The 24,529-nt window shown below is 70.4% G+C and carries 20 protein-coding genes; 10 read left to right on the top strand and 10 right to left on the bottom strand.

The features are described 5' to 3' along the window. Window positions 1-3: 3 nt before the first annotated feature. On the bottom strand, window positions 4-1,683 hold the full coding sequence (locus tag ADL15_RS37685; RefSeq protein WP_083972265.1) for a GTPase family protein: 1,680 nt from the start codon (window positions 1,681-1,683) through the stop codon (window positions 4-6). After that, a complete protein-coding gene (locus ADL15_RS37680; protein WP_067701785.1) occupies window positions 1,680-3,386 on the bottom strand; it encodes a GTPase domain-containing protein in 1,707 nt (568 codons plus the stop codon). Before ADL15_RS37680 ends, ADL15_RS37685 begins: the two co-directional genes overlap by 4 nt. Window positions 3,387-3,816: 430 nt before the next feature. On the opposite strand from ADL15_RS37680, the gene dnaK reads away from it, so the two are divergent. The 4 genes from dnaK to ADL15_RS37660 all read left to right on the top strand — a co-directional run bounded on the left by dnaK (window position 3,817) and on the right by ADL15_RS37660 (window position 8,024). Then, a complete protein-coding gene (gene dnaK, locus ADL15_RS37675) occupies window positions 3,817-5,676 on the top strand; it encodes a molecular chaperone DnaK (protein ID WP_067701783.1) in 1,860 nt (619 codons plus the stop codon). Then, window positions 5,673-6,284, top strand: coding sequence for a nucleotide exchange factor GrpE (gene grpE / locus ADL15_RS37670; RefSeq protein WP_067701780.1), 612 nt, complete (start codon window positions 5,673-5,675; stop codon window positions 6,282-6,284). Before dnaK ends, grpE begins: the two co-directional genes overlap by 4 nt. Before the next feature lie 73 nt (window positions 6,285-6,357). Continuing rightward, complete coding sequence (dnaJ, locus tag ADL15_RS37665) at window positions 6,358-7,563, top strand: molecular chaperone DnaJ (protein ID WP_067701777.1); 1,206 nt, start codon at window positions 6,358-6,360, stop codon at window positions 7,561-7,563. A 20-nt stretch (window positions 7,564-7,583) separates the two neighbouring features. Next, entirely contained in the window at window positions 7,584-8,024 is a 441-nt protein-coding gene (locus tag ADL15_RS37660) for a heat shock protein transcriptional repressor HspR (RefSeq protein ID WP_067701774.1), read from the top strand. A 54-nt stretch (window positions 8,025-8,078) separates the two neighbouring features. Here ADL15_RS37660 and ADL15_RS37655 read toward each other — a convergent pair whose 3' ends face one another. The 4 genes from ADL15_RS37655 to ADL15_RS37640 form a co-directional block, all read right to left on the bottom strand. After that, window positions 8,079-8,525, bottom strand: coding sequence for a hypothetical protein (locus tag ADL15_RS37655; RefSeq protein ID WP_067701771.1), 447 nt, complete (start codon window positions 8,523-8,525; stop codon window positions 8,079-8,081). 199 nt (window positions 8,526-8,724) lie between these two features. Beyond that, complete coding sequence (locus ADL15_RS37650) at window positions 8,725-9,933, bottom strand: cation:proton antiporter (RefSeq protein ID WP_067701768.1); 1,209 nt, start codon at window positions 9,931-9,933, stop codon at window positions 8,725-8,727. A gap of 10 nt (window positions 9,934-9,943) precedes the next feature. After that, window positions 9,944-10,438, bottom strand: coding sequence for a cation:proton antiporter regulatory subunit (locus ADL15_RS37645; RefSeq protein WP_067702153.1), 495 nt, complete (start codon window positions 10,436-10,438; stop codon window positions 9,944-9,946). A 44-nt stretch (window positions 10,439-10,482) separates the two neighbouring features. Beyond that, window positions 10,483-11,685 (bottom strand): sugar efflux transporter, encoded by a 1,203-nt coding sequence (locus ADL15_RS37640; protein WP_067701762.1) that lies wholly within the window; start codon window positions 11,683-11,685, stop codon window positions 10,483-10,485. Between the two features lie 144 nt (window positions 11,686-11,829). Between ADL15_RS37640 and clpB the strand changes: the two genes are divergently transcribed. Continuing rightward, window positions 11,830-14,418, top strand: coding sequence for an ATP-dependent chaperone ClpB (gene clpB / locus ADL15_RS37635; protein WP_067701759.1), 2,589 nt, complete (start codon window positions 11,830-11,832; stop codon window positions 14,416-14,418). Between the two features lie 61 nt (window positions 14,419-14,479). Here the strand turns inward: clpB and ADL15_RS53500 are convergent, their stop codons facing one another. Next, window positions 14,480-14,656, bottom strand: a complete 177-nt coding sequence (locus ADL15_RS53500; protein ID WP_198171185.1) for a hypothetical protein — start codon at window positions 14,654-14,656, stop codon at window positions 14,480-14,482. A gap of 410 nt (window positions 14,657-15,066) precedes the next feature. Between ADL15_RS53500 and ADL15_RS37630 the strand changes: the two genes are divergently transcribed. From ADL15_RS37630 to ADL15_RS37610, 5 genes are all read left to right on the top strand, one after another. Then, complete coding sequence (locus ADL15_RS37630) at window positions 15,067-16,164, top strand: hypothetical protein (RefSeq protein WP_067701757.1); 1,098 nt, start codon at window positions 15,067-15,069, stop codon at window positions 16,162-16,164. Window positions 16,165-16,298: 134 nt separating this feature from the next. Then, window positions 16,299-17,396: a hypothetical protein gene (locus tag ADL15_RS37625; protein ID WP_067701755.1), complete on the top strand. Its 1,098-nt coding sequence runs from the start codon at window positions 16,299-16,301 to the stop codon at window positions 17,394-17,396. 392 nt (window positions 17,397-17,788) lie between these two features. Then, the gene (locus tag ADL15_RS56660; protein WP_269748420.1) at window positions 17,789-17,917 is read left to right on the top strand and encodes a hypothetical protein; all 129 of its coding nucleotides are present in this window, start codon (window positions 17,789-17,791) and stop codon (window positions 17,915-17,917) included. A 320-nt stretch (window positions 17,918-18,237) separates the two neighbouring features. Next, complete coding sequence (locus ADL15_RS37615; RefSeq protein WP_067701749.1) at window positions 18,238-18,615, top strand: ArsR/SmtB family transcription factor; 378 nt, start codon at window positions 18,238-18,240, stop codon at window positions 18,613-18,615. Between the two features lie 95 nt (window positions 18,616-18,710). Beyond that, window positions 18,711-19,385 (top strand): class II aldolase/adducin family protein, encoded by a 675-nt coding sequence (locus ADL15_RS37610; protein WP_067701746.1) that lies wholly within the window; start codon window positions 18,711-18,713, stop codon window positions 19,383-19,385. 288 nt (window positions 19,386-19,673) lie between these two features. Here ADL15_RS37610 and ADL15_RS37605 read toward each other — a convergent pair whose 3' ends face one another. From ADL15_RS37605 to ADL15_RS37595, 3 genes are all read right to left on the bottom strand, one after another. Then, window positions 19,674-20,492, bottom strand: a complete 819-nt coding sequence (locus ADL15_RS37605; RefSeq protein ID WP_067701743.1) for a DedA family protein — start codon at window positions 20,490-20,492, stop codon at window positions 19,674-19,676. Window positions 20,493-20,636: 144 nt separating this feature from the next. Beyond that, window positions 20,637-23,129 (bottom strand): polynucleotide kinase-phosphatase, encoded by a 2,493-nt coding sequence (locus ADL15_RS37600; RefSeq protein ID WP_067701741.1) that lies wholly within the window; start codon window positions 23,127-23,129, stop codon window positions 20,637-20,639. Continuing rightward, complete coding sequence (locus tag ADL15_RS37595; RefSeq protein ID WP_067701739.1) at window positions 23,126-24,502, bottom strand: 3' terminal RNA ribose 2'-O-methyltransferase Hen1; 1,377 nt, start codon at window positions 24,500-24,502, stop codon at window positions 23,126-23,128. The genes ADL15_RS37600 and ADL15_RS37595 overlap by 4 nt, the downstream gene beginning before the upstream one ends. Window positions 24,503-24,529: the final 27 nt, after the last annotated feature.

Genomic DNA, 24,529 nt, shown 5'->3' with positions numbered 1-24,529 from the left:
GAATTATTCCGGACGCACCACACCGAGCGCTTCGCGCGCCTGGGCGTACGCGTTGAGCACCTCACGCACCGGCGCCACCACGTATTCACGGCCGACGTCGGTGACCGCGGCCCGCAGCCGCTGCTCGGCCCGGCGCCGGGCACGTTGCCCACCCACCTCGACCATCGGTTTCAGCAGCAGCCAGACCAGCAACCCGGCCAGCAGCCCGCCGAGCAGCAGCACGGTCGGCAGCGGGACCACGCCCAGCTCCGGATTGTCGAGTTTCGGCAGACCGAGGGCACGCAGCCCGTAGCCCACCACCAGCCAGAGCAGGCCGGTCACCGCGGTGGCGAGCAGCACCCACTGCAGGATCCCGGTCACCCGCCACCAGAGCGGCCGGCGATCCGCGGCCAGGTCGGTGGTGGCGATCGCCCGGTCCAGCGCGTCCGGCAGGTCCGCGGTGCGGGACCGGGCAGCGGCGTTCAGGGCCGGCGCCCAGACCTCGGGCAGCGGCGCCGCGGCCCGGTCGGCGACCGCGCGGACCGAGAGGCCCACCGCCGACTTCTGCGCGGCGTCGGCCTCCGGCAGCGAGGTACGCGGCACCACGTCGGTGGACACCCCGTCGGTCTTGACCTCCCCGGCCAGGTGCAGCTTGCGCAACGGGTCGGGCCGCAGCCGGCGCAGGCCCCGGACCAGCGGCCAGCCGGTCGCCGCGGCAGCCCGGTGGCGATAGGCGGCGGCGGTCGCGTCGGCCACCGCGGGCACCCCGGCGGACGCCGAGAGGGTCTCGGTGAGCTGGCGTACGGTCGCCCGGTCCACCTCGTCCTCGGCGGCCGGCGGGCCCATCATCTCGGCCAGGTCCTCGGCGACCGCGTCCAGGTCGGCACCGAGCCGGCGCAGCGCGGCCTGCCGATCGGCGACCGTGGACTCCAGCGCCCCGCGCAGATCGGTCAGCATGCCGGGCTGTTTCGCCGAGGTGGCCAGCACCGGCGCCCCGTCCAGCCCGTCGTCGCTGAGCAGCCGCCGCAGGTCGGTGAGAACCGCCTCGGTGTCGGTGGGGCTGAGCCGGTCGGCCTGGTTCAGCACCACGATGGTCACGCCGACGTGCGAGGCGAACTGGGAGAGGTAGGCCCGGTGCAGGATCCGGTCGCCGTACTTCTGCGGGTCGACCACCCAGACGATCTGGTCGACCAGGCCGAGCAGCCGGTCCACCTCGAGCTGGTGAGCGTGTTCCACCGAGTCGAAGTCGGGCAGGTCGAGCAGGACCAGCCCGCGCAGCGAGGCCTCGTCGTCGCCGTCCAGCGCGCTCTCCCGGACGAAGCGCTGCCGGGGCAGCACACCGACCCAGTCGAGCAGCCGGCTGGCCGGTTCCAGCGGGCCCCAGACCACGGCGTGCGCGGTGCCGGTGGTCGGCCGGCGGACACCGACCGGGGACAGCTTGAACCGGGCCAGCGCGTTGAACAGGCTGGACTTGCCGCTTCCGGTGCTGCCGGCGAGCGCCACCACGGTGTGCTCCAGCGACAGGGTGAGCCGTCCGCTGGCCCGTTCCACCACGGTGTGCGCCGCGACCAGCTCGCCGTCCGGCAGGTACGGGTCGACCAGCCGGAGATACCGGGCCAGTGCTTCCAGTCGCCGGGTCAGTCCCTCGGCGTCCACCCGATCGACGGCCTGGCCGTCCCGGGATTGCTTCTCCACCAGACTCATGACCCCGATCCGGTCAACGCGATGTCCTTCCGAGCGCTCTCCACCGCGGCGGCGGCTTGGCGCAACAGTGTGCCCGGCTCCGCCTCGCGGCGGACAGCCGAGGTTCGTGCGGTGTAGCGGGCGGCCTCGGCGTCGAGCAGCTCGTCGACCCGGCCGACCAGCTCGGTGCGGGCCCGCTCGGCCAGCGTACGGATGGCCTGGTCACCGAAGACCGCCTCGAGCACCTTCTGCGCGGCGACGGTGGTGCCGGCGCCGACCGCGACCTCCAGCCCGGTCGGGATGAACGCGGTCGAGGTGAAGACGGCGATCATCACAGCCAGGCCGGCGCCGTTCACCGCGTACGCCGCGCCGCGGGCCACCGAGCGCTTGTCGCCGGCCTCCCGGCGGACCAGGTCGAGCACCCAGCGCTGCCAGTCGCGGACCAGCCGGTCGGCGACCTGCGGAAGGTCGGCCGAGGCGGTCTTCAGGTCGGTGACCAGCAGCGCCTCGCCGGACGGGTGGGCCTGCCAGGACGCGTACGCCTGCTCGGCGGCGTCGGTCGCCACCCCGCGCAGCAGCGTGACCAGCTGGGACTCCAGCGCGACCTGCAGGCTGCGGCTCGGGCCGGGACGGCCGGTGACGGCGGCGATGAACTTGTCGCGCAGTTGCCCGACCCGGGACTCCAGGCTGCGGACGAACTCGCCGGTGCCGACGAACTCCTGCCAGCGGGCCAGCACCTCACCGCGGAGCAGCCGGCCGTCCTGCAAACCGTCGCGGACCGTGCGTTTAGCGGTCCGGTAGGCCGCGTCGACCCGCTCGTCCAGCGCCTGCGCCGTCCGGGTCTGGTCCTCGGCCGCCTCGGCCAGGCCCTCCACCGCCGGGGCGAGCGCGGCCAGCGCGCCGTCCAGGGTCTGCCGGGCCACCGCGTCGCGCGCGGCCGGGTCTGCCGAGAGCTGGGCGAACCACTGCCGCATCCCCTCGATCACCGGGCCGGGCAGCATGCCGCGCTCGTCCAGCTCGGTCTCCGGCAGCACGAACAGCGGGGCGTTGCCCAGGTTGTGCTCGGTGAGCATCTCGCCCAGGTGCGCGGAGATGTCGGCGGCGGCGTCCAGCGGCACCCGGTCCAGCACCAGGGCGATCACCGTGCCCCGCAGCTTGGCCGTCTTGAGCAGCTCCCAGGGCACCGCGTCGGCATACCGGGCCGCCGTGGTGACGAACAGCCACAGGTCGGCGGCGGCGAGCAGCTGTGCGGCCAGTTTGCGGTTGTGGTCGACCACCGAGTCGACGTCCGGCGCGTCCAGCAGGGCCAGGCCGGGGCCGATCGCCCGGGCACCGACGACCTGCAGGGAGTTCGGATCGTCACTGCTCTTGACCGTACGAATAAGGGCCGGCAACAGGTGCGGCTGCTCGAACCAGGCAAGGTTTTCCGGGTGGGCGACGAGCACCGGCGAACGGGTGGTCGGGCGCAGCACCCCGGAGTTGGTCACCCGCTCCTGGACCAGGCTGTTGACCAGTGTCGACTTGCCCGCGCCGGTGCTGCCGCCGACCACCACGAGCAGTGGGGCGTCCAGCCGGTTCAGCTTGGGCAGCAGATAGTCGTCGAGTTGGGCGAGCAGGGCGGAGCCGACCCGCTGCGCCTCGTCGGCGGACGGGAGTACCAGTGGGTACGAGACCGTGCCGAGGGTCGTCCGCAGACGGGTCAGCGCCGCCGCGAGTCTGCCCACGGCGGCCGGTGGTTCGACCGGTGCGATGCCGCTCTCCTTGTTCGCCGGACTTGCCGGTTGAGTCGCCGTACGATCAGAAAGGTCTGTTCGCGCCTCTCCGGCGCCTGCCGCAGGCGTGGTGACCTGGTGTTTCTCACTCGATGCGGCGGGGACGGCGGATAGGGCCGACGGACCGACCGCGTCTCCGGGCGTCGTCACGGATAAAGCGTGCACGATCTATCCAGAGCGAGCAACGGGTACCGGTATGCCGTGACCGGACAGGTATGTAGGTGATTTCGCATGGTGCGGGCGTGCGACGCTCGACTTGCGTCCCTTCGACTCAACTTCGATTTGCCGTTTGGCAGACGCGTGGCATCATTGAGTCGGTTCCACTCAACCCTGTACGGACTCACGCTCGTACGACACAGCCGGTAATGAAGCGAGGAACACCATGGCACGTGCGGTCGGCATCGACCTCGGCACCACGAACTCCTGCGTCAGCGTTCTGGAAGGAGGCGAGCCCACCGTCATCGCCAACGCGGAGGGCTCCCGGACGACGCCGTCGATCGTGGCCTTCGCCCGTAACGGTGAGGTGCTCGTCGGCGAGGTCGCCAAGCGCCAGGCGGTGACGAACCCGGACCGGACGATTCGCTCGGTCAAGCGGGAGGTCGGCACCAACTGGTCGATCGACATCGACGGTAAGAAGTACACCCCGCAGGAGATCTCCGCGCGGGTGCTGATGAAGCTGAAGCGTGACTCCGAGGCGTACCTGGGCGAGACGATCACCGACGCGGTGATCACCGTCCCGGCGTACTTCAACGACGCCCAGCGTCAGGCGACCAAGGAGGCCGGCGAGATCGCCGGCCTGAACGTGCTGCGGATCGTGAACGAGCCGACCGCCGCCGCCCTGGCGTACGGGCTGGACAAGGGCACCAAGGAGCAGACCGTCCTGGTCTTCGACCTGGGTGGCGGCACCTTCGACGTCTCGCTGCTGGAGCTGGGCGACGGCGTCATCGAGGTGAAGTCCACCTCCGGCGACAACCACCTGGGCGGCGACGACTGGGACCAGCGGATCATCGATCACCTGGTGAAGACGTTCCGCGGCGAGCACGGCATCGACCTGTCCCAGGACAAGATGGCCCTGCAGCGTCTGCGCGAGGCCGCCGAGAAGGCCAAGATCGAGCTGTCCGCGGCGACCACCACCAGCATCAACCTGCCGTACATCACGGCCGGGGCGAACGGCCCGCTGCACCTGGACACCTCGCTGTCCCGGGCCGAGTTCCAGCGCATGACGCAGGACCTGCTCGACCGCTGCAAGGGCCCGTTCGAGTCCGCGATCAAGGACGCCGACGTCAAGCTCTCCGCCATCGACCACGTGATCCTGGTCGGCGGCTCGACCCGGATGCCGGCGGTGACCGAGCTGGTCAACGGCCTGATCGGCCGCGAGCCGAACAAGGGCGTCAACCCGGACGAGGTCGTCGCGGTCGGCGCCGCTCTGCAGGCCGGCGTGCTCAAGGGCGAGGTCAAGGACGTCCTGCTGCTCGATGTCACCCCGCTGTCGCTGGGCATCGAGACCAAGGGCGGCATCATGCACAAGCTGGTGGAGCGCAACACCACCATCCCGGCGCACCGCTCCGAGGTCTACACCACCGCGGACGACAACCAGCCCTCCGTGCTGATCCAGGTTTACCAGGGTGAGCGCGAGATGGCGGCGTACAACAAGAAGCTCGGCACCTTCGAGCTCAGCGGCATCGCGCCGGCCCCGCGTGGCGTTCCGCAGATCGAGGTCTCCTTCGACATCGACGCGAACGGCATCGTGCACGTGTCCGCCAAGGACCTGGGCACGGGCAAGGAGCAGAAGATGACGATCACCGGCGGCTCCGCGCTGCCGAAGGAAGACATCGAGCGCATGATGCGCGACGCTCAGGACCACGCGGACGACGACAAGAAGCGTCGCGACGACGCCGAGGCCCGCAACCTGGCCGAGCAGCTGCAGTGGCAGACCGAGAAGTTCCTGGCGGAGAGCGGCGATAAGCTCCCCGAGGACAGCAAGAACAAGATCGGCGAGGCGCTCGGCGAGCTGCGTGGCGCGCTCGGTGGCACCGACATCGAGAAGATCAAGGCGGCGCACGAGCGGCTGTCCCAGGTCTCCCAGGAGGCCGGTTCGCTGCTCTACTCGCAGGGTGAGGCCCCGCAGGCCGGTCCCGAGGCCGGCGCCGGCGCGCCCGGCGGCGCGACCGGTACGGGCCCGGCGGCCGGCGGCGGCGACGACGTCGTGGACGCCGAGATCGTGGAGGACGACAAGAAGTGAGTGCCACGGACGACGACAACGACGGTCAGACGACCGAGCGGGAAGTCATCCAGGGCGAGATCGACACGACCGAAGAGACTTCCCCGAAGAAGCCGGGCAAGGCGGGTGGCGCACATCGCGCCCCCGACGAGGAGGACGAGACCCCGGTGGCCGAGGACGCCAAGCCCGGTCTGGGCTCCGAGGTGGCGGCACTGCGCAACGAGCTCGACGAGCGCACCCACGACCTGCAACGGGTGACGGCGGAGTACGCCAACTACCGCAAGCGGGTCGACCGCGACCGGAGCGTGGCGTCGGAGCAGACCACCGGTGCCGTGCTGACCGCGCTGCTGCCGGTGCTCGACGACATCGACCGGGCCCGTGAGCACGGTGACCTGGTCGGGCCGTTCGCCTCGGTGGCGGAGCAGCTCACCGCGTCGACCGGCAAGCTCGGCCTGGTGGCGTTCGGCGAGAAGGGCGACCCGTTCGACCCGAATCGTCACGAGGCGGTCGCGCACCAGACGTCCGCGGACGTCACGGAGCCGACCTGCGTCGACGTGATGCGCCGTGGATACACGCTGGGCGAGCGGCTGCTGCGCCCGGCGATGGTCGCTGTCGCCGACCCGGAGTGAGCCTGAAGTCCTGCCCCGCCCGCCGGTTCACCGGCGGGCGGGGCGCTACCCGTCAGTCGAGGAGGGAGGCCGGATGAGCTCGAAGGACTGGCTGGAGAAGGACTTCTACGCCGTTCTCGGCGTGACCAAGTCCGCCCCTGCCGACGAGATCAAGAAGGCGTACCGGAAGCTCGCCCGCGACCTGCATCCCGACCGCAACCCGGACAACAAGGAAGCGGAAGAGAAGTTCAAGGCCGCGTCCGAGGCGTACGACGTGCTCTCGGACGACAAGAAGCGCAAAGAGTACGACGACATGCGCTCCCTGTTCAGTGCCGGGAACTTCCGTCGTGGCGCCGGCCGGCCCGGTGCCGGCGGGGGCCAGTTCGACCCGAACGACCTGTTCAACGGGTTCACCGGTGGGGCCACCGCGGGTGGCGGCGGCGCCGACCGGCGGTTCGGCGGCACCGGGTTCTCCGACATCTTCAGCTCGATCTTCTCCGGTGGTGGCGCCACCGGCGGTCCGGCCGGGCGGCGTGGCCCGCAGCGGGGCCGGGACGTGGAGACCGAGGTGACGCTGGACTTCGCGCAGGCGGTGCGGGGCACCACGCTGCCGTTGAGCCTGCGTACCCCCGGGGCGTGCGACACCTGCCACGGCAACGGCGCCAAGCCCGGGACCACCCCGCGCCTGTGCCCGAAGTGCCAGGGCAGCGGCCTGATCTCCAGCAACCAGGGCTCGTTCAGCTTCTCCGAGCCGTGCCGTGACTGTCAGGGCTCGGGCAGCATCGTCGACGAGAAGTGCCCGGAGTGCCGGGGCACCGGCGGGGTCACCAAGACCCGCACGATCAACGTCCGTTTCCCGGCCGGTGTGGCCGACGGGCAGCGGATCCGGCTCAGCGGCCGCGGCGAACCGGGCGACCGCGGCGGCCCGGCCGGCGACCTGTACGTGCAGGTCAAGGTGCGTCCGGATGAGCTGTTCGGGCGCAGCGGCGACGATCTCACGCTGACCGTGCCGATCACTCTGGCCGAGGCCGTCCTCGGCGCCGACCTGCGCGTGCCCACCCTGGACAATCCGGTCACCCTGCGGGTTCCGGCGGGCACGCCGAGCGGCCGCAAGCTGCGGGCCCGGGGCAAGGGTGTGGCTCGCAAGGAAGGTCAGGCGGGCGATCTGATCGTCACCGTCGAGGTGCAGATCCCGTCCGGCGTGACCGGCGAGGCGCGCGAGGCGCTGGAGCAGTTCGCCAAGCTGACCCCGTCCGCGGGGCGGGAGCGGCTCGAAGCGCGCTTGCGTAAGACCGGATAGGACGTTTCCGGAGGTGGCACATGTATGAAGAGATCAGCATCTCGGTGGAACAGGCCTCCGACGCGAAGGTCCTGATCATTTCGGTGGCCGCCCGGCTGGCCGGCATGCACCCGCAGACACTGCGTCAGTACGACCGGCTCGGCCTGGTGCAACCCGGCCGGGCCGGCGGCGGTGGCCGCCGGTACAGCGAACGGGACGTGGCGCTGCTCCGCGAGGTGCAGCGGCTGAGCCAGGAGGACGGCGTCAACCTGGCCGGCATAAAACGCATCATCGGCCTCGAACAGATGGTCGGTGACCTGCAACAACGGGTCGCCGACCTGGAGCACCAGCTGGAGGACGCGTATGCGCGGATCGCCCAGCTGCAAGCGATCAGTCCGTACTCCGGGCGGGACCTGGTGCGTCAGGAGACCCACTCCACGGCGCTCGTCGTGTGGCGCCCACGCCGCTCTCCGGACAAGTGAACGGCGGCCCCTCAGATGAAGGGGCCGCCGTTACTGCTTGAAGTGACCGACTGATTACCGTCGGTTGAAGAGGCCGAGCCGACGCGGGTTACGCACCAGGCCGCCCTCCATCCAGTCATGGTGGTCGAACAACTCCGGCCGGGTCATCAGGACCCGGCAGTTGTGCGCCCAGATCTGCATCGGCTCGTCGCCGACCTCCTCGGCGCGTTCCACGAACTTCTTGAGCCGCCGCTTGCGCTGGCTGCTCGCGTTCTGCCGGACACCGTCCGCCGCGTAGATGTACATGCAGTGCTGCGCAAACCGGCGGGCCGGGCACTGCCGGTCCATCGCCAGTTCGAACAATGTCGGCCCGAGCACGTCGCCGGAGATCAGAAGATCCCAGTCCCGTGGCATCGCGCTCAGGGGTACCGCTTCGGGGTGGTAGGCCCACGATTCGATCTCGCCCGGCCGGGGATCGACCGGGTTGCCGAACCCGATGAATGTCGCCTCTCGCACGCTCAACGCTGGCCGCCTTATTCACCCGTTCGCCCGCGACCGAGATCACACCGTCAGTCGCAAGTGTCGAACGTCCCAACACAGAGAGTTGTCGCGGCGCAACGTTAGCGCGATCACCCGATGAACGGAAGTGTCAAGAGTTCACATTCAGATACTCGGCAGTAACTTTCAGCTCGCTCGATAGTTATTCAGCTCACACCGCGCGTCAATCGATGCTGGGCAGTGGTTTCGCGGTCGCACGCTGGGCGGCCATCCGACGGCGGATCACATTCTTGAACCAGGCGTAGTCCGGGAGCCGCGCGAGCATCGGACCGGTCACCACGGTGATCAACACGTACGCGGTGGCGAGCGGAGCGAGTTTCGGCTCGACCCCGGACGCGACCGCGAGCCCGGCGATGACGACCGAGAACTCACCGCGCGGGGTGAGCGCGAGCCCGGCGCGGAGCCGGCCGGGCAGCGCGATCCCGGCCCGCCGCGCGGCGAAGTACCCGGTGGCCACCTTGGTCAGCATGGTCAGCACGGCCAGGCCCAGTGCCGGCAGCAGTACCGGTGGCATGTCGGCCGGATCGGTGGAGAGCCCGAAGAACACGAAGAACACCGCCGCGAACAGGTCCCGCAGCGGCGACAGCATCTCGGTGGCGTGGTGCGCGACCGGACCGGAGAGCGCGATGCCGACCAGGAACGCGCCGACCGCCTCGGAGACCTTGAGCTCGGCGGCCACCCCGGCCACGAACAGGGTCAGGCCGAACACGCTGAGCAGCAGCGCCTCCGGATCCTTCACCGACATGAACCGGCTGATCGTGCCGCCGTACCGGATCGCCACCACCAGCACCGCGACCACCGTGACCACCGCGACGCCGAGCGTGCTGAGCCCGCCCAGCAGGCCGGCGCCGGCCAGCACCGCCGTCGCGATCGGCAGGTAGAACGCCATCGCCAGGTCCTCGATGACCAGCACCGAGAGGATCACCGGCGTCTCCCGGTTGCCCACCCGGCCCAGGTCGCCGAGCACCTTGGCGATCACCCCGGAGGACGAGACCCAGGTGATCCCGGCCAGCACCAGGGCCGCCTTCACGTCCCAGCCGAGCAGCAGGGCGAACGCGGCGCCGGGCAGCGCGTTCAGCAGCATGTCGACGAGGCCGGCCGGCGCGGCCGCGCGCAGGTTGCCGACCAGCTCGTCGGCGGAGTACTCCAGGCCCAGCATGACCAGGAGCAGGATCACGCCGATCTGTGCGCCGATCCCGATGAAGTCCTCGCTGGCCGAGAGCGGGATCAGCCCGCCGTGGCCGAAGGCGAGCCCGGCCAGCAGGTAGAGCGGGATCGGCGAGAGCCCGAACCGGCGGCCGACCCGGCCCAGCATGCCGAGGCCGAACAGAAGTGCGCCGATCTCGATGAGCAAGACCGTCGTCGAATGCACGTGAGAACCCTCAGTCGGTGTTGCCGGCCAGGATGGCGGTGACGCCGTCCAGGCCGTCGCGGGTGCCGACGGCGACGACCACGTCGTTCGCCTCGAACGTGAAGGAGGGTCCGGGGGAGGGGATCACTTCGCGGTCGCGCAGCACCGCCACGATCGACGCGCTGGTGCGGGTGCGGGCCCGGGTGTCGCCGAGCTGGCGGCCGACGAACGGTGAACCGGCCGGCAGCGCGATCTGCTCGGTGAGCAGTCCGGCGGCCTGCTGACGCAGCCCGGCCAGCTGGCCCAGCATCAGCGACGCGCCGAGGACGTCGGCCAGGGCCTCCGCCTCGTCGTCGGTCAGCGGGATCGAGGCCAGGCAGGAATCCGGGTCGTCGACGTCGTAGAGCACCAGGTCGCGGCGACCGTTGCGGTGCGAGACCACCCCGACCGTACGACCGGAGGAGGTGACCAGGTCGTGTCGAACGCCGATACCCGGCAGCGGAGTCTGTTCCACCCGTACGCGCACGATCTCCACGTTAGCCCGTACCGGGTGACTTTCGTCGCAGCAGCTCAAGCCTGCTCGGCGGGTACCTCCGGGAGCGGGCTGGCGACCGTGCGGTGCGGCGGTCTGGCCACCAGCAGCAGGATCAGCCCGAGCACGGCGAGGACCAGGCTCAGCACGTAGGCGAGGCGGTAGTCGTACTGCTGGGCCAGGCCGAAGAGCGGGGCGGCCAGGATCTGCCCGATCGGGAACGTGTTGGTGAACATGGTGGTCGCCCGGCCCGGGTGCAGCGGTATCATGTCCTGCACGTACGAGATGCCCAGCCCGGAGTTCGCCGCGATGAACATGGCGTTGAGCACCTGGGCGCCGGCCAGCATCCACACCGACTGGGCGGTCGCGGCCAGCGCCTGATAGCCGACCGCGCAGACCGCGCCGAGCAGGATCAGCCGTCGTACCGGTATCCGGGTGCTCAGCGCGCCGAAGCCGAGCATCAGCGGGATCTCCAGCGCCGCGCACAGGCCGAGGACCAGGCCGGCGTCGCCGACCGTGCCGTGCAGCTCGGTGCTGACGTAGAGCGACATCACCTGCACGCCGAGCACCATCGTCGTGGTGAGCAGGGTGAACCCGGCGATGATCACGTACATCGAACGGGGTGGCTTGAAGTCGCCCTGGGTGCCTTTCGGTGGCGGGGCGGGCGCCTCGATCGCGGGCAGCCAGCGCGTGGTGATCAGGGCGGCGACCAGGTAGAGCACCGCGGCGGTGCCGTAGACGTACCGGAAATCGGCGACGTCCAACAGCATGGCGGCCAGCGGCGGACCGCCCACCCAGGCGATCGAGAAGACCGTGCGCAGCGTGCTGATGCCCATCGCGGCCCGGGCCGGGCTCTCGCTCTGCAGCACCTGCCGGGCGTACGCGAAGGACTGCGGATACAGCGACCCGGCGATCGCGGTGGCCGTGACGGTGAGCGCGAGCAGCAGCCAGTAGTCGCGGACCACCGAGGTCAGACCGGCACCCGCGCAGCCGGCCAGGGCGGCCGCGATGAGCAGGGTGCGCCGGATCGGACGGCGGTCCGAGAACCGGCCGATCACGTGTGACATGGTCACGCCGGAGAGTGCCGCGGCGATCAGGAACACGGTGACCTGAAGCGGGCTGGCGTGCACCTCGGTGCTGAGGAACATGCCCAGGAACGGGCCGACCACCGCGGTCGCGACCCCGGAGGCGAGAAAGATGAAGCCGAGCGGGAGCAGCCGCCGCGACAGGAGGCGCGTCACGATCCGTACGTTACGGCTGATGCTGGGAGAGCGCTCTCGACGGTGGTGTCCATCACCCGGTACTTTCCCGAGCGAGTTAAAGTTGAGTGAATTACGCTCAAGTCTGTTGGGTTACACCCGGTGGGAAGCCGATCAGGGGAGCTCATGAACGCCGAACGTTTGACCACGAAAAGCCGCGACGTGATCACCGGCGCGGTGGCCAACGCCGCTCGCAGCGGCCACGCCACGGTGGAACCGTGGCACATGCTTTTGTCGTTGCTCGACACCGCCGGGTCCACCGCACCCGCGCTGTTGCGCGCCGTCGGCGCCAACCCGGCGGACGTCCGCCGGGCCGCGGCCCGGGCCGTCGAGCAACTGCCCAGCGCCCGGGGGTCCAGCACCGCCGAGCCCAGTCTGTCCCGCGAGTTCGTCAACGCGATCGGCGAGGCCGAGCTGATCGCCAAGCCGCTCGGCGACGAGTACATCTCGACCGAGCACCTGCTGGCCGGCCTGGCCCGCTCCGGCGGTGCGGTGAGCCGTGCGCTCAAGGACGCCGGCGCCGCCGAGGAGATCCTGGTCAACGCGTTCCCGCAGGTGCGGGGCGGTGACCGCAAGGTGACGAACGCCGATCCCGAGCAGACCTACAAGGCGCTGGAGAAATACAGCGTCGACCTGACCGCCCTGGCCCGGGAAGGCAAGATCGACCCGGTCATCGGCCGGGACACCGAGATCCGCCGGGTGGTGCAGGTGCTCTCCCGGCGCACCAAGAACAACCCGGTGCTGATCGGCGAGCCGGGTGTCGGCAAGACCGCGATCGTCGAGGGCCTGGCCCAGCGGATCGTGGCCGGCGACGTGCCGGAGTCGCTGCGCGACAAGAAGCTGGTCTCGCTCGACCTCGGCGCGATGGTCGCCGGCGCGCAGTACCGCGGCCAGTTCGAGGAGCGGCTCAAGAGCGTGCTGGAGGAGATCCGCAGCTCGAACGGCCAGGTGGTGACGTTCCTCGACGAGCTGCACACGGTGGTCGGCGCGGGCAAGGGCGAGGGCTCGATGGACGCCGGCAACATGCTCAAGCCGATGCTGGCCCGCGGCGAGCTGCGGATGGTCGGCGCGACCACGCTGGACGAGTACCGCGAGCACATCGAGAAGGACCCGGCCCTGGAGCGGCGCTTCCAGCCGGTTGTGGTCGGCGAGCCGACGGTCGAGGACACCATCGGCATCCTGCGCGGGCTCAAGGGGCGGTATGAGGCCCATCACCGGGTGCAGATCACCGACGCCGCGCTGGTCGCCGCGGCCAGCCTCTCCGACCGCTACATCAGCGAGCGGTTCCTGCCGGACAAGGCGATCGACCTGATCGACGAGGCGGCCTCCCGGCTCCGCATGGAGATCGACTCCCGGCCGGTCGAGCTGGACCAGCTGCAGCGGCAGGTCGACCGGATGCGGGTGGAGAAGCTCGCGCTCGACAAGGAGACCGACCCGGCGTCGGTGGCCCGGCTGGACCGGCTGGAGCGCGACCTGGCCGACCGCGAGGAGGAGCTGACCGCGCTGAACGCCCGGTGGGAACGCGAGCGCGGCGGGCTGAACCGGGTCGGTGAGTTGAAGAAGCAGCTCGACGAGGCGAAGGCCGCCCAGGAGCGGGCCCAGCGCGACGGCGACCTGCTGCAGGCCTCCCGCCTGCTCTACGAGGTGATCCCGGGCCTGGAGAAGGAGATCGAGGTCGCCTCCGAGTCGGAGGAGGAGAACGCCGAGCCGCCGATGGTCAAGGAGGAGGTCGGCGCGGACGACATCGCCGAGGTGATCTCCTCGTGGACCGGCATCCCGGCCGGTCGGATGATGGAGGGCGAGACCGCCAAGCTGCTCCGGATGGAGGAGTCGCTGCAGGCCAAGGTGATCGGCCAGCGGGAGGCGGTGGCCGCGGTGGCCGGTGCGGTCCGCCGGTCCCGGGCCGGTATCGCCGACCCGGATCGCCCCACCGGCAGCTTCCTGTTCCTCGGCCCGACCGGCGTCGGCAAGACCGAGCTGGCCAAGGCGCTGGCCGGCTTCCTCTTCGACGACGAGCGGGCGATGGTCCGGATCGACATGAGCGAGTACGGCGAGAAGCACTCGGTGGCCCGCCTGGTCGGTGCCCCGCCCGGCTACGTCGGGTACGAGGAGGGCGGCCAGCTGACCGAGTCGGTGCGCCGCCGGCCGTACAGCGTGGTGCTGCTGGACGAGGTGGAGAAGGCCCACCCGGACGTCTTCGACGTGCTGCTGCAGGTGCTCGACGACGGGCGGCTCACCGACGGCCAAGGTCGTACCGTCGATTTCCGGAACGCGATCCTGGTCCTGACCTCGAACCTGGGGTCGTCGAATTCCGATTTCACGATGAGTGACGAGGAGCGGCACGACGAGGTGCTGGCCTCGGTCCGGGCGCACTTCAAGCCGGAGTTCCTGAACCGGCTCGACGACATCGTGGTGTTCCACGCGCTCACCCGGAACGACCTGACCGCGATCGTGGACATCCAGCTCGCGCGGCTGCGCGCCCGGCTCGCCGATCGGCGGCTCACCCTCGCGGTGAACCCCGACGCGGTGGATTGGCTCGGCGAGCACGGGTATGACCCGATCTACGGCGCCCGGCCGCTGCGCCGGCTGATCCAGGCCACGATCGGTGACCTGCTGGCGAAGTCGCTGCTGGCCGGGGAGATCCAGGACGGCGACACCGTGGTGGTCGAGCTGAGCTCGGCGAAGGACGGTCTGGCGGTCCGCCGCGGCCTCTGAGCCCGGAAATGCGGAACGGCCTCGAGGAGTTCATCCTCGAGGCCGTTCGCCTGCCTGGGTGTTACGAGTCCGACTGCCGGTGCCGATAGGCCTGGGTCATCAGAATGTCCGTGATGGCGTGCTCGCCGTCCGCGGACCAGATTCTGATCCCGTCGCGGTGCAGTTGATACCGGACGTCGGTGAAACGGGTGCGGGTGTCGTCATGGTGAACGACGGTCAGAGTGTCGGCGTGGGGCATGGGACTCACCGGTCCTTGTCAGGTCTGGGGCGGCCGCGGTGTGGTCACGCGGCCTGCGCAATCGGAAGAGTGCCCGGAAACGGTCTGCCTCGGCCCCGGCGATCAATGAGCGGGGCGGGCGACTCGTGCGGGCAGTGGGCGTCACCGGAGGTCTCTGGTGCCTACCGGACGCCACGGCTGGAAGTCTAGGTGTTGGCGTCCAACGATGTCGCCCCTCGAACGAGCGACCCTGTGCGGGCCGTCTGAACCATCGTTGCCCGATGTTGCCACAGCGTTGCGCAGCGTGCGTGCCGGTCGCGGGACATGCCCTCCGACCGATACCGTGAATGGATCTAGAGGAGGACCCCGTGACCGTTCCCACATATTCAGCGCCGTACCCCACGGCGCCGCCGCCTCACCGGCCGATCACCGTGACGATCGCATCCGTGCTGCTCTTCGTGGTCGCCGCGGTCCAGGTCGTGTTCGCGATGATCGCTTTCTCGGTGTTCGACAAGGCCGCGCCGATCTACGACGACGCCTACGCCGGCACCGACTTCGAGAGCTTCGGCAGCGCGCTGGCGACACTCTCGGTAGTGATGATCATTCTGTACGGGATCATCGCGGTCGGCATGGTGATCCTCGGCGTCTTCAACCTGCGCGGCAAGCAGCCGGCCCGGGTGATCACCTGGATCTTCTCCGGTGTCCTGATGTGCTGCTCGGTGGTCCTGCCGTACATGGCGGTCATCCTGATCACCCGGTTCGCCGAGGCGGTCGACGACGGCTCCGGTTCGCAGCGGCTGCCCACCCAGCGCGAGCTGGACGCGCGCCTCAACGACGTGGTGCCGGGCTGGTTCTCGTCGGTCGCGGTGCTGTTCACGCTGTTCGCGCTGGCGTCGCTGATCGTGGTGATCATCCTGCTGTCGGTGCCGGCGTCGAACCGGTTCTTCCGCAAGCAGGTGGCCGGGTGGAACCCGTACCAGACCGGGTACCCGCAGCAGCCGGCGTACGGCCAGCCGTACCCGGGGCCCTACGGGCAGCAGCCGGGTGCTCAGGACCCGGGATACGGGCAGCCGGGGCAGCCGGCGCCGGGTCTGCCGCCGTATCCGGGGCAGCAGCCGTCCGGGCCGCCGTCCTACGGGGCGCCGGCCGGGTACGACCCGTACGCGCAGCCGGGGCAGCCCTATCCGGGCCAGCCGCAGCCGGGGCAGCAGTTCCCCGGGCAGCAGTTCCCCGGGCAGCAGTTCCCTGGGCAGCAGTACCCCGGGCAGGCGTATCCCGGGTCGGCCTATCCGGGGCAGCCGGGGTATCCGCCGCCGTCCGACCCGGGCGCCGCTTACGGTTCGCCGCCGTCCGACCCGCTGGCCGCTCCGCACGGGCCGCCGTCCGAGCACGGGCCGGCCAGCGACCCGTGGGCGTCACCCGCGCCGCCGGCCGCGCCGCAGTCCTCACCGCCGGCCGACCAGCCGCCCGCGTCGCCGCCGCCCTCTTCACCCACCGATGAGCAGCGGCCGCCGCACAACCCGATCTGATCCGTACGTCCCGGACCGGCCCGCCCCTCCTCGGCGGGCCGGTTCGCTTTATCCACAGGCCGCCCGGGTACGCCCACGTCACGACCCGGGTACGCGATAGCGTTCGTGCCAGCCGACCACCGCGGGAGCCATCGATGTCGTACGCCGCCCTGCCGCCCGTCACCGCGCCCGTGCCGCCGCCCGGCGGCGCACCGCGCCCACCCGCGGTGTCGTCCGCGTCCGCCCTGCTCTGGCTGATGGGCGCGGCCGGCCTGGTCTACGCCGTCGCCGCGGTCGCCATCGCGCCCGGCACGGTCAACCGCTTCCGGGACGCGGCCACCGGTGACACCGCGGAGAACTACGTGTCGGTGATCTGGCTGGTCGCCGCGCTCGCCGCGGTGCTGGCGATCCTGTCGTTCGCGCTCTTCGTGGTGCTCGGCCTGGGGCTGCGCCGGGGCAGCCGGGTCGCCCGGATCGTCGCTCTGGTGGTCTGCGTGCTGGGTGGGATCGGCGGGCTGGCCTCGTTCGTCTCGGTGCTCGTGCAGCGCTCCGGCGACCCGGTGCCGGGTTCGCTCGGCGAGGCGCTCGGCTCGGCGTACCCGGACGGGTGGATCGGCCTGAACGCCGTGGTCTCCGGTCTGCAGGTGCTCGCCTATCTCGCGGTCGGCGCGATGCTGCTGGCCGCGCCGCGGCCGTTCTTCGGCCACGCCCCGGCTTCGGCCGCGCCGTTCGGTACCTCTTTCGGTGGGCCTTCGGGTGCTCCGTCGGGTGCGCCTTTTGGCGCGCAGCCGGCGTCATCCGGCGCTCCTGGCTCCTTCGGGGCCCCGGCCGCGCCCTACGGGTACCAGCCGCAGGCGCCCTATGGAGTGACTCCGGGAATGTCCTATCCGCCGGCCGGGCCGTCCGGATACGCGCCGACCGGCCCGCAGGGGTTCGTCCCGCCGGTTTCCCACACCGGCTGGCAGCCGCCGGTGTCGCACACCGGGTACCCGCCGGCCGGTGCCCAGCCAGTCGGGTTGCCGACTGGCGCATCCCCTGGCAGCGCGTTCGGGAGTGTCCCGGAAGGGCCCTCGGGCGCCGCCGGGCGATCGTCAGGCGATGTGACGCAGGGTTCCGGAAACCCGCCGGCCGTTCCGCCGACTACGCACGGTGGGCAGGGGCCGCACGGTGCCGTGCCGCTACCGGGTGATCCGGCCGCGAACCCGCCCGCGCCTGGCTTCGATGACGAATACTGGCGTCGACCGTCCGAGTGACCTTGCCGAAGAACTCCTAGATCCGGTTCCGTATCGACGACTGTGGGTCACTCGAACGGGTACAGACGGTTTCCCAAGGCGTCACCCGATCGGCTGTCCGGATAGCAGTAGATCGGCCATCCGGTGGGTGTTTTTCCCCAGTCGGACAAACGTGAATACCGTGGTTCACAGCACTCTCACAGCGCGGCTACCAGGTCATCTTGAGGCATGGATGGGTACCGTGACGGTGTTACCTGCTTTGAGCTGCATCTATGGTCGCCGGAAAGGTTGAGGGCCGATGAGCCATCGGTAAACCTTCTTTACAGAGTCATGTAGAGCACTGGGTCAATAGTTCCGTTCGTCCCGGCGGGGCGAAAGATTCCGGTTTCCTTCAAGCCAGTACGCTCGATGTCATGGATGCACGGCACGACCTGGGTAAATTCATCACTGAATTGACCGTCGCGCAGCGTGGTGTCGTGCTTTCATCGGGTCGTGAGGCGCGTAGCAACCCGTTGATCGCGCAGCGTGGCGTGATGATGTAGACGCGTTCCGTGTTGAGTCATCGTTCTGGATCGGTGAACGAAACAATCGATGAATTGACAATGTGGGTTGGCTCACTCCCGAGAAGGGGATCGAGACCTCGACACGGATGGGTAGCGACCAGATGGCGGCTGAGGCGTTGCAGGAGGCAGAGACCGAAGTCGGTGTCGGCGGAAAGGTTGATCGGATGGGTGGTGCGGTACGGGGCTCCGGCCCGCGCCGGCGGTCGACCGACACGGCGATCGATCTCGGCCTTACGGCCTGAAAGTTAACCGGTTCGTCCCTGCTCACATGCAGGAGAATCGATGCAGTTGGTGGAAGGATGGAGATCGTGGGAACTGCGTTGGCGGAAATGACTATGCCTCAGATCTCGCCGCTTGCCGGTGAGCCGATTGAACGCGCTGACGCCGAGCGCCTGGCGGGAGTGCTTAAGGCGCTCGCCGACCCGGCTCGGCTGCGGCTGCTGAGCCTTATCCAGTCCGCAACGGACGGTGAGGCGTGTGTCTGCGACCTCACCGCGCCGCTGGGTCTCTCACAGCCGACTGTGAGTCACCACCTGCGGATCCTGACCGAGGCTGGCCTGCTGGAGCGGGAGAAGCGCGGTGTGTGGGCGTACTACCGCCTCGTGCCGGCTGCTATCGCGACGATCGCCGACCTGTTGACCCCGCCTCGTAAGCGGGCGACCAAGAAGGCTCGCTGATCGGTGGTTATGCCTGGCGTCACTGAAACATGGGGGCGTGACGCCAGGCCGAGGACCTCTTCCCCTGGCCACCCCTGGCATTCGAGGAGGAACGGGTGAACTACGTCCCGGGTGATCTGCGTGATCAGCTCGCACACGTGGGTTACGACGTGGTCCAGGCCGGTCTTGTCTGTGGTTCGGGCGGAAATCTCTCCGCCCGGATTCCCGATGAGGAAGCCATCTGGATCACCGCGAGTGGTGCGTGGCTCGACCGGCTCAGCCGGGCCAGCTTCGCGCCGGTTCGTGTCACGGACGGTGAAGCCGCGGTGATCGGTGCTCTGCCGCCGCCGCGGATCGAACCGTCCAGCGAGCTGGCGTTGCACCTCGCGCTCTACCGTGCACGGCCGGACGTGAACGCCGTGGTGCACCTGCACCCGCAGACGGCCCTGCTGCTCGACGCGCTCGGCGAACACATCCGGATCGTCACCACGGACCACGCGTATTACCTGCGCCGCGTGTCCACCGTGCCGTTCCGGCTGCCGGGCACGACCGAACTCGCCGCGATGACCGCGGCGATGGCCGCCGACGGCACCGACTGCCTGGTGCTCAGCCAGCATGGCTGTGTGGTGATGGGTGACACGGTGGAGTTGGCACACAAGCGCGCCCGCAACCTCGAGGAAGCGGCCGCGATGACTTACCAAGCACTGGCCGCAGGCCGGTTGGAGCACCTCCGGGACTGCCCGGAAGAGTTTCTGAACCGGCTCGCGGGTTCCGCTGCCGTCTCGGTCTAGACGGAAACGCACTGACGCGGCCAGCCGGCCGTCCCCTAGGGCCGGCTGGAATGCGTCTTCCCGATCCGCCCGTAGCTGCCATCCGCAGCTGCGGGCTTTTGTCGTCTCCGGGCCCTGCCGGGCGCCTGTCGTCTCCGGGCCCTGCCGGGCGCCGCAGGACCTCGGCTGGCTCTCAGGGGTGCCTCCGGCAGCCGGAGGCACCCCTGAGAGCCAGCCGATACCGCGAGGTCATCGGGGATGCACAACGGCCGGCCCCGGGATCCGGGACCGGCCGTGTGGTGGACGTGATCAGGCGCGGTGTGAACGCGGGCGGCGGTTCGGGTCCTCGTCGTCCTCGACGTGGTGGGTCACGGCCTCGGCGAGACCGGCGATGCTCGCCGCGGCGACCACGCCGACCGCGGCCGACGCCTGCGGGCCCTGGTGCGTGCCGTTCCGCTTGGCCTTCCGCTCGCGCAGCATCTCGATGAGGATCGGCAGCGCCGAGATCAGCACGATCAGCACGACCACCGGCAGGATGTAGTGGTCGATCTTGTCGCCGATCGCGTCGTAGATCTTCCTGGCCAGCAGGTAACCGATCAGCAGCACGCCGTCGACCCAGAGGACGGCGCCGACGACGTTCCACAGCAGGAACTGGCGGGCCGACATGCCGAGAGTGCCGGCCACCGGGTTCAGGAACGTCCGCACGATCGGGATGAACCGGGCCAGCACCACGGCCTTGGCCGGGCCGAACTTCTGGAAGTAGTACTCGGCCTTCTCCACGTACTCGCGCTTGAACAGCTTCGAGTCGGGGCGTTCGAACATCTTGCGGCCGTACTTCGCACCGAGCCAGTGGCCGAGCTGGGCGCCGACGATCGCGCAGATCGGCCCGCCGATCAGCAGGGCCGGCAACGAGATCTGGGTGCCGGGGCCGAAGATGGCGTCGGCCACCGGCGAGGCCGCGATACCCGCCAGGAACAGCAGCGAGTCACCGGGGAAGAAGAAGCCGACCAGCAGGCCGGTCTCCGCGAAGAGGATGGCCCACACGCCGTACGTCCCGAAGGTGTTGATCAGGTCCGTCGGGTCCATCGGGTTGAAGGCGAGCTGCTCGGTGAGCGCACGGATGTCCACGATGAGCCAGGGTACCGGCCCGACGGTAGCCCCAACCTGTACGACTGCTGTGGATACCTTGTGCTTGCCGGGGGGAAACCTCCCCGTCACGCGGCGTGTGCCCGGATGCCGATCGGGTGATCGATCGGCATCCGGGACGAACCGTCACAGGCGCGGGTCCACCGGTTCCGATTCGGCCGCCAGGATCGCGAAGACCAGCTCGTGCACCTGCCAGGACGGCGCGCCCTCGGCCAGCCGGTCCAGCGCCGCCAGGCCCAGCCCGTGCTCACGCAGCGCCAGGTTCCGCTTGCGGCCCAGGTTGCGCTGCCGCAGCCGGTCGAGCTGCTCCGGCCGGGTGTACTCGGGGCCGTAGATGATCCGCAGGTACTCCCGGCCACGGCACTTCACCCCGGGCTGCACCAGCCGGTTCTTGGCGCTCACGGTGGCGAGACCGGCGTACGGCTTCACCACCATGCCCTCGCCGCCGGCACCGGTCAGCGCCAGCCACCAGTCGGTGGCCTCCGCCTCGGCGGCCGGGTCGGCCAGGTCGAGCACGAACCGGCGGGTCGGGGTGAACAGCTCCGGGTCCGCGGCGACCAGACGATCGGCGATCGCCAGGTGCCAGCCGTGGTCCTTGGCCGCGTACGACACACCGGCGCCGGCCAACACCGCGAACGGCGCGAGGGTGACCCCGGTCAGGCCGTCGGTCGGCTTCACGTACGCCCGGTACGCCGCCGAGTAGCCGTCGATCTCCGCGGAGCGCAGCTCGATCCGGTCACGCAGCGCGCTGACGTCCAGGTCCCGGGCGGCCACCTGGTCCAGCACCGCCAGGGCCGCCGGCAGCGCTGCCCGGCCGGCCGCGCCCACCCCGGCGTACTGGTCGCGGATCAGGCCGCCGGCCTTCGCCGACCAGGGCAGCAGCTCGGTGTCGAGCAGCAGCCAGTCGGTCTCCAGCTCGGCCAGGATCGGCTCGACCGCGACGCGGACCCGGGCCAGCAGCGGCTCGAGCAGCTCCGGTGCGAAGAACGGCCGCCCGGTCCGGGTCCAGATCGAGTCACCCACGCCGGACGCCGAGATCCGGACCACGGCCCGGGAACCCATGTGCTTCTCCTCGCAGACCACCTGGTCGACGCCGGCCGAGCGCAGGTCGGCGAAGGCCGTTGCCGGGTACTCCAGGTATCCGTCGACGGTCGAGCTGGAGCACGGCGCCATCGTCGGCGGCAGCCAGATCAGGGTCTCCGGGTCGATCGAGTACCGGCCCATCACCTCCAGCGCGGCCGCGGCGTTCTCGGCCGGGACGGTGGTCCGGCCGTATCCGTACTCCAGGTGTTTGCGTCCGGTGACGTCGGCGATGTCCAGACCGCGGTCCGGTTCGGTCTCGACCGTGGTCAGCGGGCGGATCGGGGCGTAGTACTCCTTGGCCGCCGGCACGCCGACCAGCTCGCGTTCCGGCCAGCGCAGCGCGGTCAGCGCGCCACCGAAGACGCAGCCGGTGTCCAGGCAGATGGTGTTGTTGATCCACTCCGGACGGGTGGTCGGCACGTGGCCGTAGACGACGGCGGCGGAACCGCGGTACTCCTGCGCCCACGGGTAACGGACCGGCAGGCCGTACTCGTCGGTCTCGCCGGTGGTCTCGCCGTAGAGCGCGAAGCTGCGCACCCGGCCCGAGGCCCGCCCGTGGTACGCCTCCTTGAGCCCGGCGTGCGCCACCACCAGCTTGCCGTCGTCGAGCACGTAGTGGCTGACCAGGCCGTCGATGAAGGCCTTCGCCCGGTGGACGAACTCCTCCGGCTCGGCGGCCAGCTGTTCGAGGGTCTCCGGCAGGCCGTGGGTGAGCTGGACGGTGCGCCCGGCCAGCTTGCGGGCCAGCTTCTGCTCGTGGTTGCCCGGCACGCAGATCGCGTGGCCGGCGCCGACCATGCCCATCACCAGGCGCAGCACACCCGGCGAGTCCGGGCCGCGGTCGACCAGGTCGCCGACGAAGACCGCGGTGCGGCCCTCCGGGTGGGTGGCGTCGACCGGCCGGCCCGCCTCGTCCCGGACCAGCTCCCAGCCCAGCGTGCCGAGCAGCGTCTCCAGCTCGGCGCGGCAGCCGTGCACGTCACCCACGATGTCGAACGGGCCGTGCTCGTCGCGCCGGTCGTTGAACAGCTTCTCGTAGCGGATCTCGGCGCCGGCGATCTCCTCCTCGCCGCGCAGCACGTGCACCTTGCGGAAACCCTCGCGGGCGAACTGGCCCAGCGAACGCCGCAGGTCACGCTGCATCCGGGTGAGGACCCGCCGGTCGAAGGAGCGGTCCGGCCGGGCCTGGGTGCGGTCCCAGGCCACCGACTCGGGCACGTCCAGCACGATCACCACGGGCAGCACGTCGTGCTCCCGGGCCACCGCGATCAGCCCGGCGCGGGCGTGCGACTGCAGATTGGTGGCGTCCACCACGGTCAGCCGGCCGGCCGCCAGCCGCTTGCCGGCCACGTAGTGCAGCACGTCGAAGGCGGCCGCCGAGGCGGACTGGTCGTTCTCGTCGTCGGCGACCAGGCCCCGGAAGAAGTCCGAGGAGAGCACCTGGGTCGGCGCGAAGTGGGTGCGGGCGAACGTCGACTTGCCGGATCCGGAGATGCCGACGAGCACGACCAGGCTGAGCTCAGGAATGTCGATCATGCGGTCACCTCCGTCGTGGTTTCGGTCTTGCGGAAGAGGGCGAGCTGGGTGGGTGCGCCGGTGGTCTCGTCCAGGTCGCCGACACCGCGGATGGTCACCGTGTAGCCGTAACGCTCGGCGACACCCTCGGCCCAGCCGGCGAACTCGGCCCGGGTCCACTCGAAGCGATGGTCCGAGTGCCGCATGCCGGTCAGGCCCTCGTAGTGCACGTTGTACTCGACGTTCGGGGTGGTCACCACGACCGCGCCGGGCTGGGCCCGGCCGAACACGCTGGCCTCCAGGGCCGGCAGCCGGGGCAGGTCGACGTGTTCGATCACCTCCATCAGGACCGCGGCGTCGTACCCGCTGAGCCGGGCGTCGCGGTAGGTCAGCGCGGTCTGGATCAGCGTGATCCGGTTGCGCTGCCGCTCGGACATCTGGTCCAGCCGGAGCCGGCGGGCGGCCTGGTCGAGCGCCCGCGAGGAGACGTCGGCCCCGACGATCTCGGTGAACCGGGTGTCCTTGATCAGCGCGGTGAGCAGCGCGCCGGGCCCGCAGCCGAGGTCGAGCACCCGGGTCGCGCCGACCTCGGCCAGGGCGGCCAGCACCGCGTCCCGGCGCTGCCCGGCGAGCGGCGCCTTGCGGGCCACCGGCAGCTCGGCCTCCTCCTCGCTGACCGGCTGGTCGGCGTCGAGCAGCGTCAGCGCGGTGGTCGCGTACGACTTGCGGTGCGCCAGGTAGCGACGGGCGATCAGCACCTTCTCCGGGTGGCCGGCGAGCCAGCCGGCGCCGGAGCGGAGCAGCTTCTCGATCTCGTCCGGGGCGACCCAGTAGTGCTTGCCGTCGTCGAGCACCGGGAGCAGCACGTAGAGGTGGTTCAGCGCGTCGGCGAGCCGGAGCGTGCCGGCCAGGGCCAGGTCGACGTACCGGCTGTCGCCGCCGCCGACCTCCTCCTCCAGCGGGATGGGTGTGGCGGTCACCGCCCAGCCGAGCGGGGTGAACAGCCGGGTGACCAGCTCGGCGCTGCCGCGCAGCACCGGCACCCGGATCTCCAGCGGGATGGCCTCGGCGGCCAGCTCGGGGCGGTCCTTCGAGGCACCCCGCAGGGCGGTCCGGAAGACCTTGGCGAGGGCGCTGGCGAGCAGGCTGGAGGCGGCGTAGGGGCGGTCGTTGACGTACTGGCTCAGCTCGAAGGAGTCGGCGCGGGCGCGTAGTCGCTGGGGATCGACGTCCAGCAACAGAGCGGCGGTGCACCGGTCGTCGGTGGCCTCCGGGTACATCACGTACGCCGTACCGGTGGGCATGTCGAACGAGTGCACCTTGCCGGGGTGTTTGACCAACAGGTAGCCGAGGTCGGTCGCGGGCCGGTGGGTGGTCGTCACGGTGAGCAGCACGGGGTCGATGGTGTCAGTGCCAGGCCG

It is taken from the genome of Actinoplanes awajinensis subsp. mycoplanecinus (assembly GCF_001509495.1).
GTDB lineage: Bacteria > Actinomycetota > Actinomycetes > Mycobacteriales > Micromonosporaceae > Actinoplanes > Actinoplanes palleronii.
Note: the sequence above shows the minus strand (reverse complement) of the source record. Positions and strands in the feature narration are given on the sequence as shown.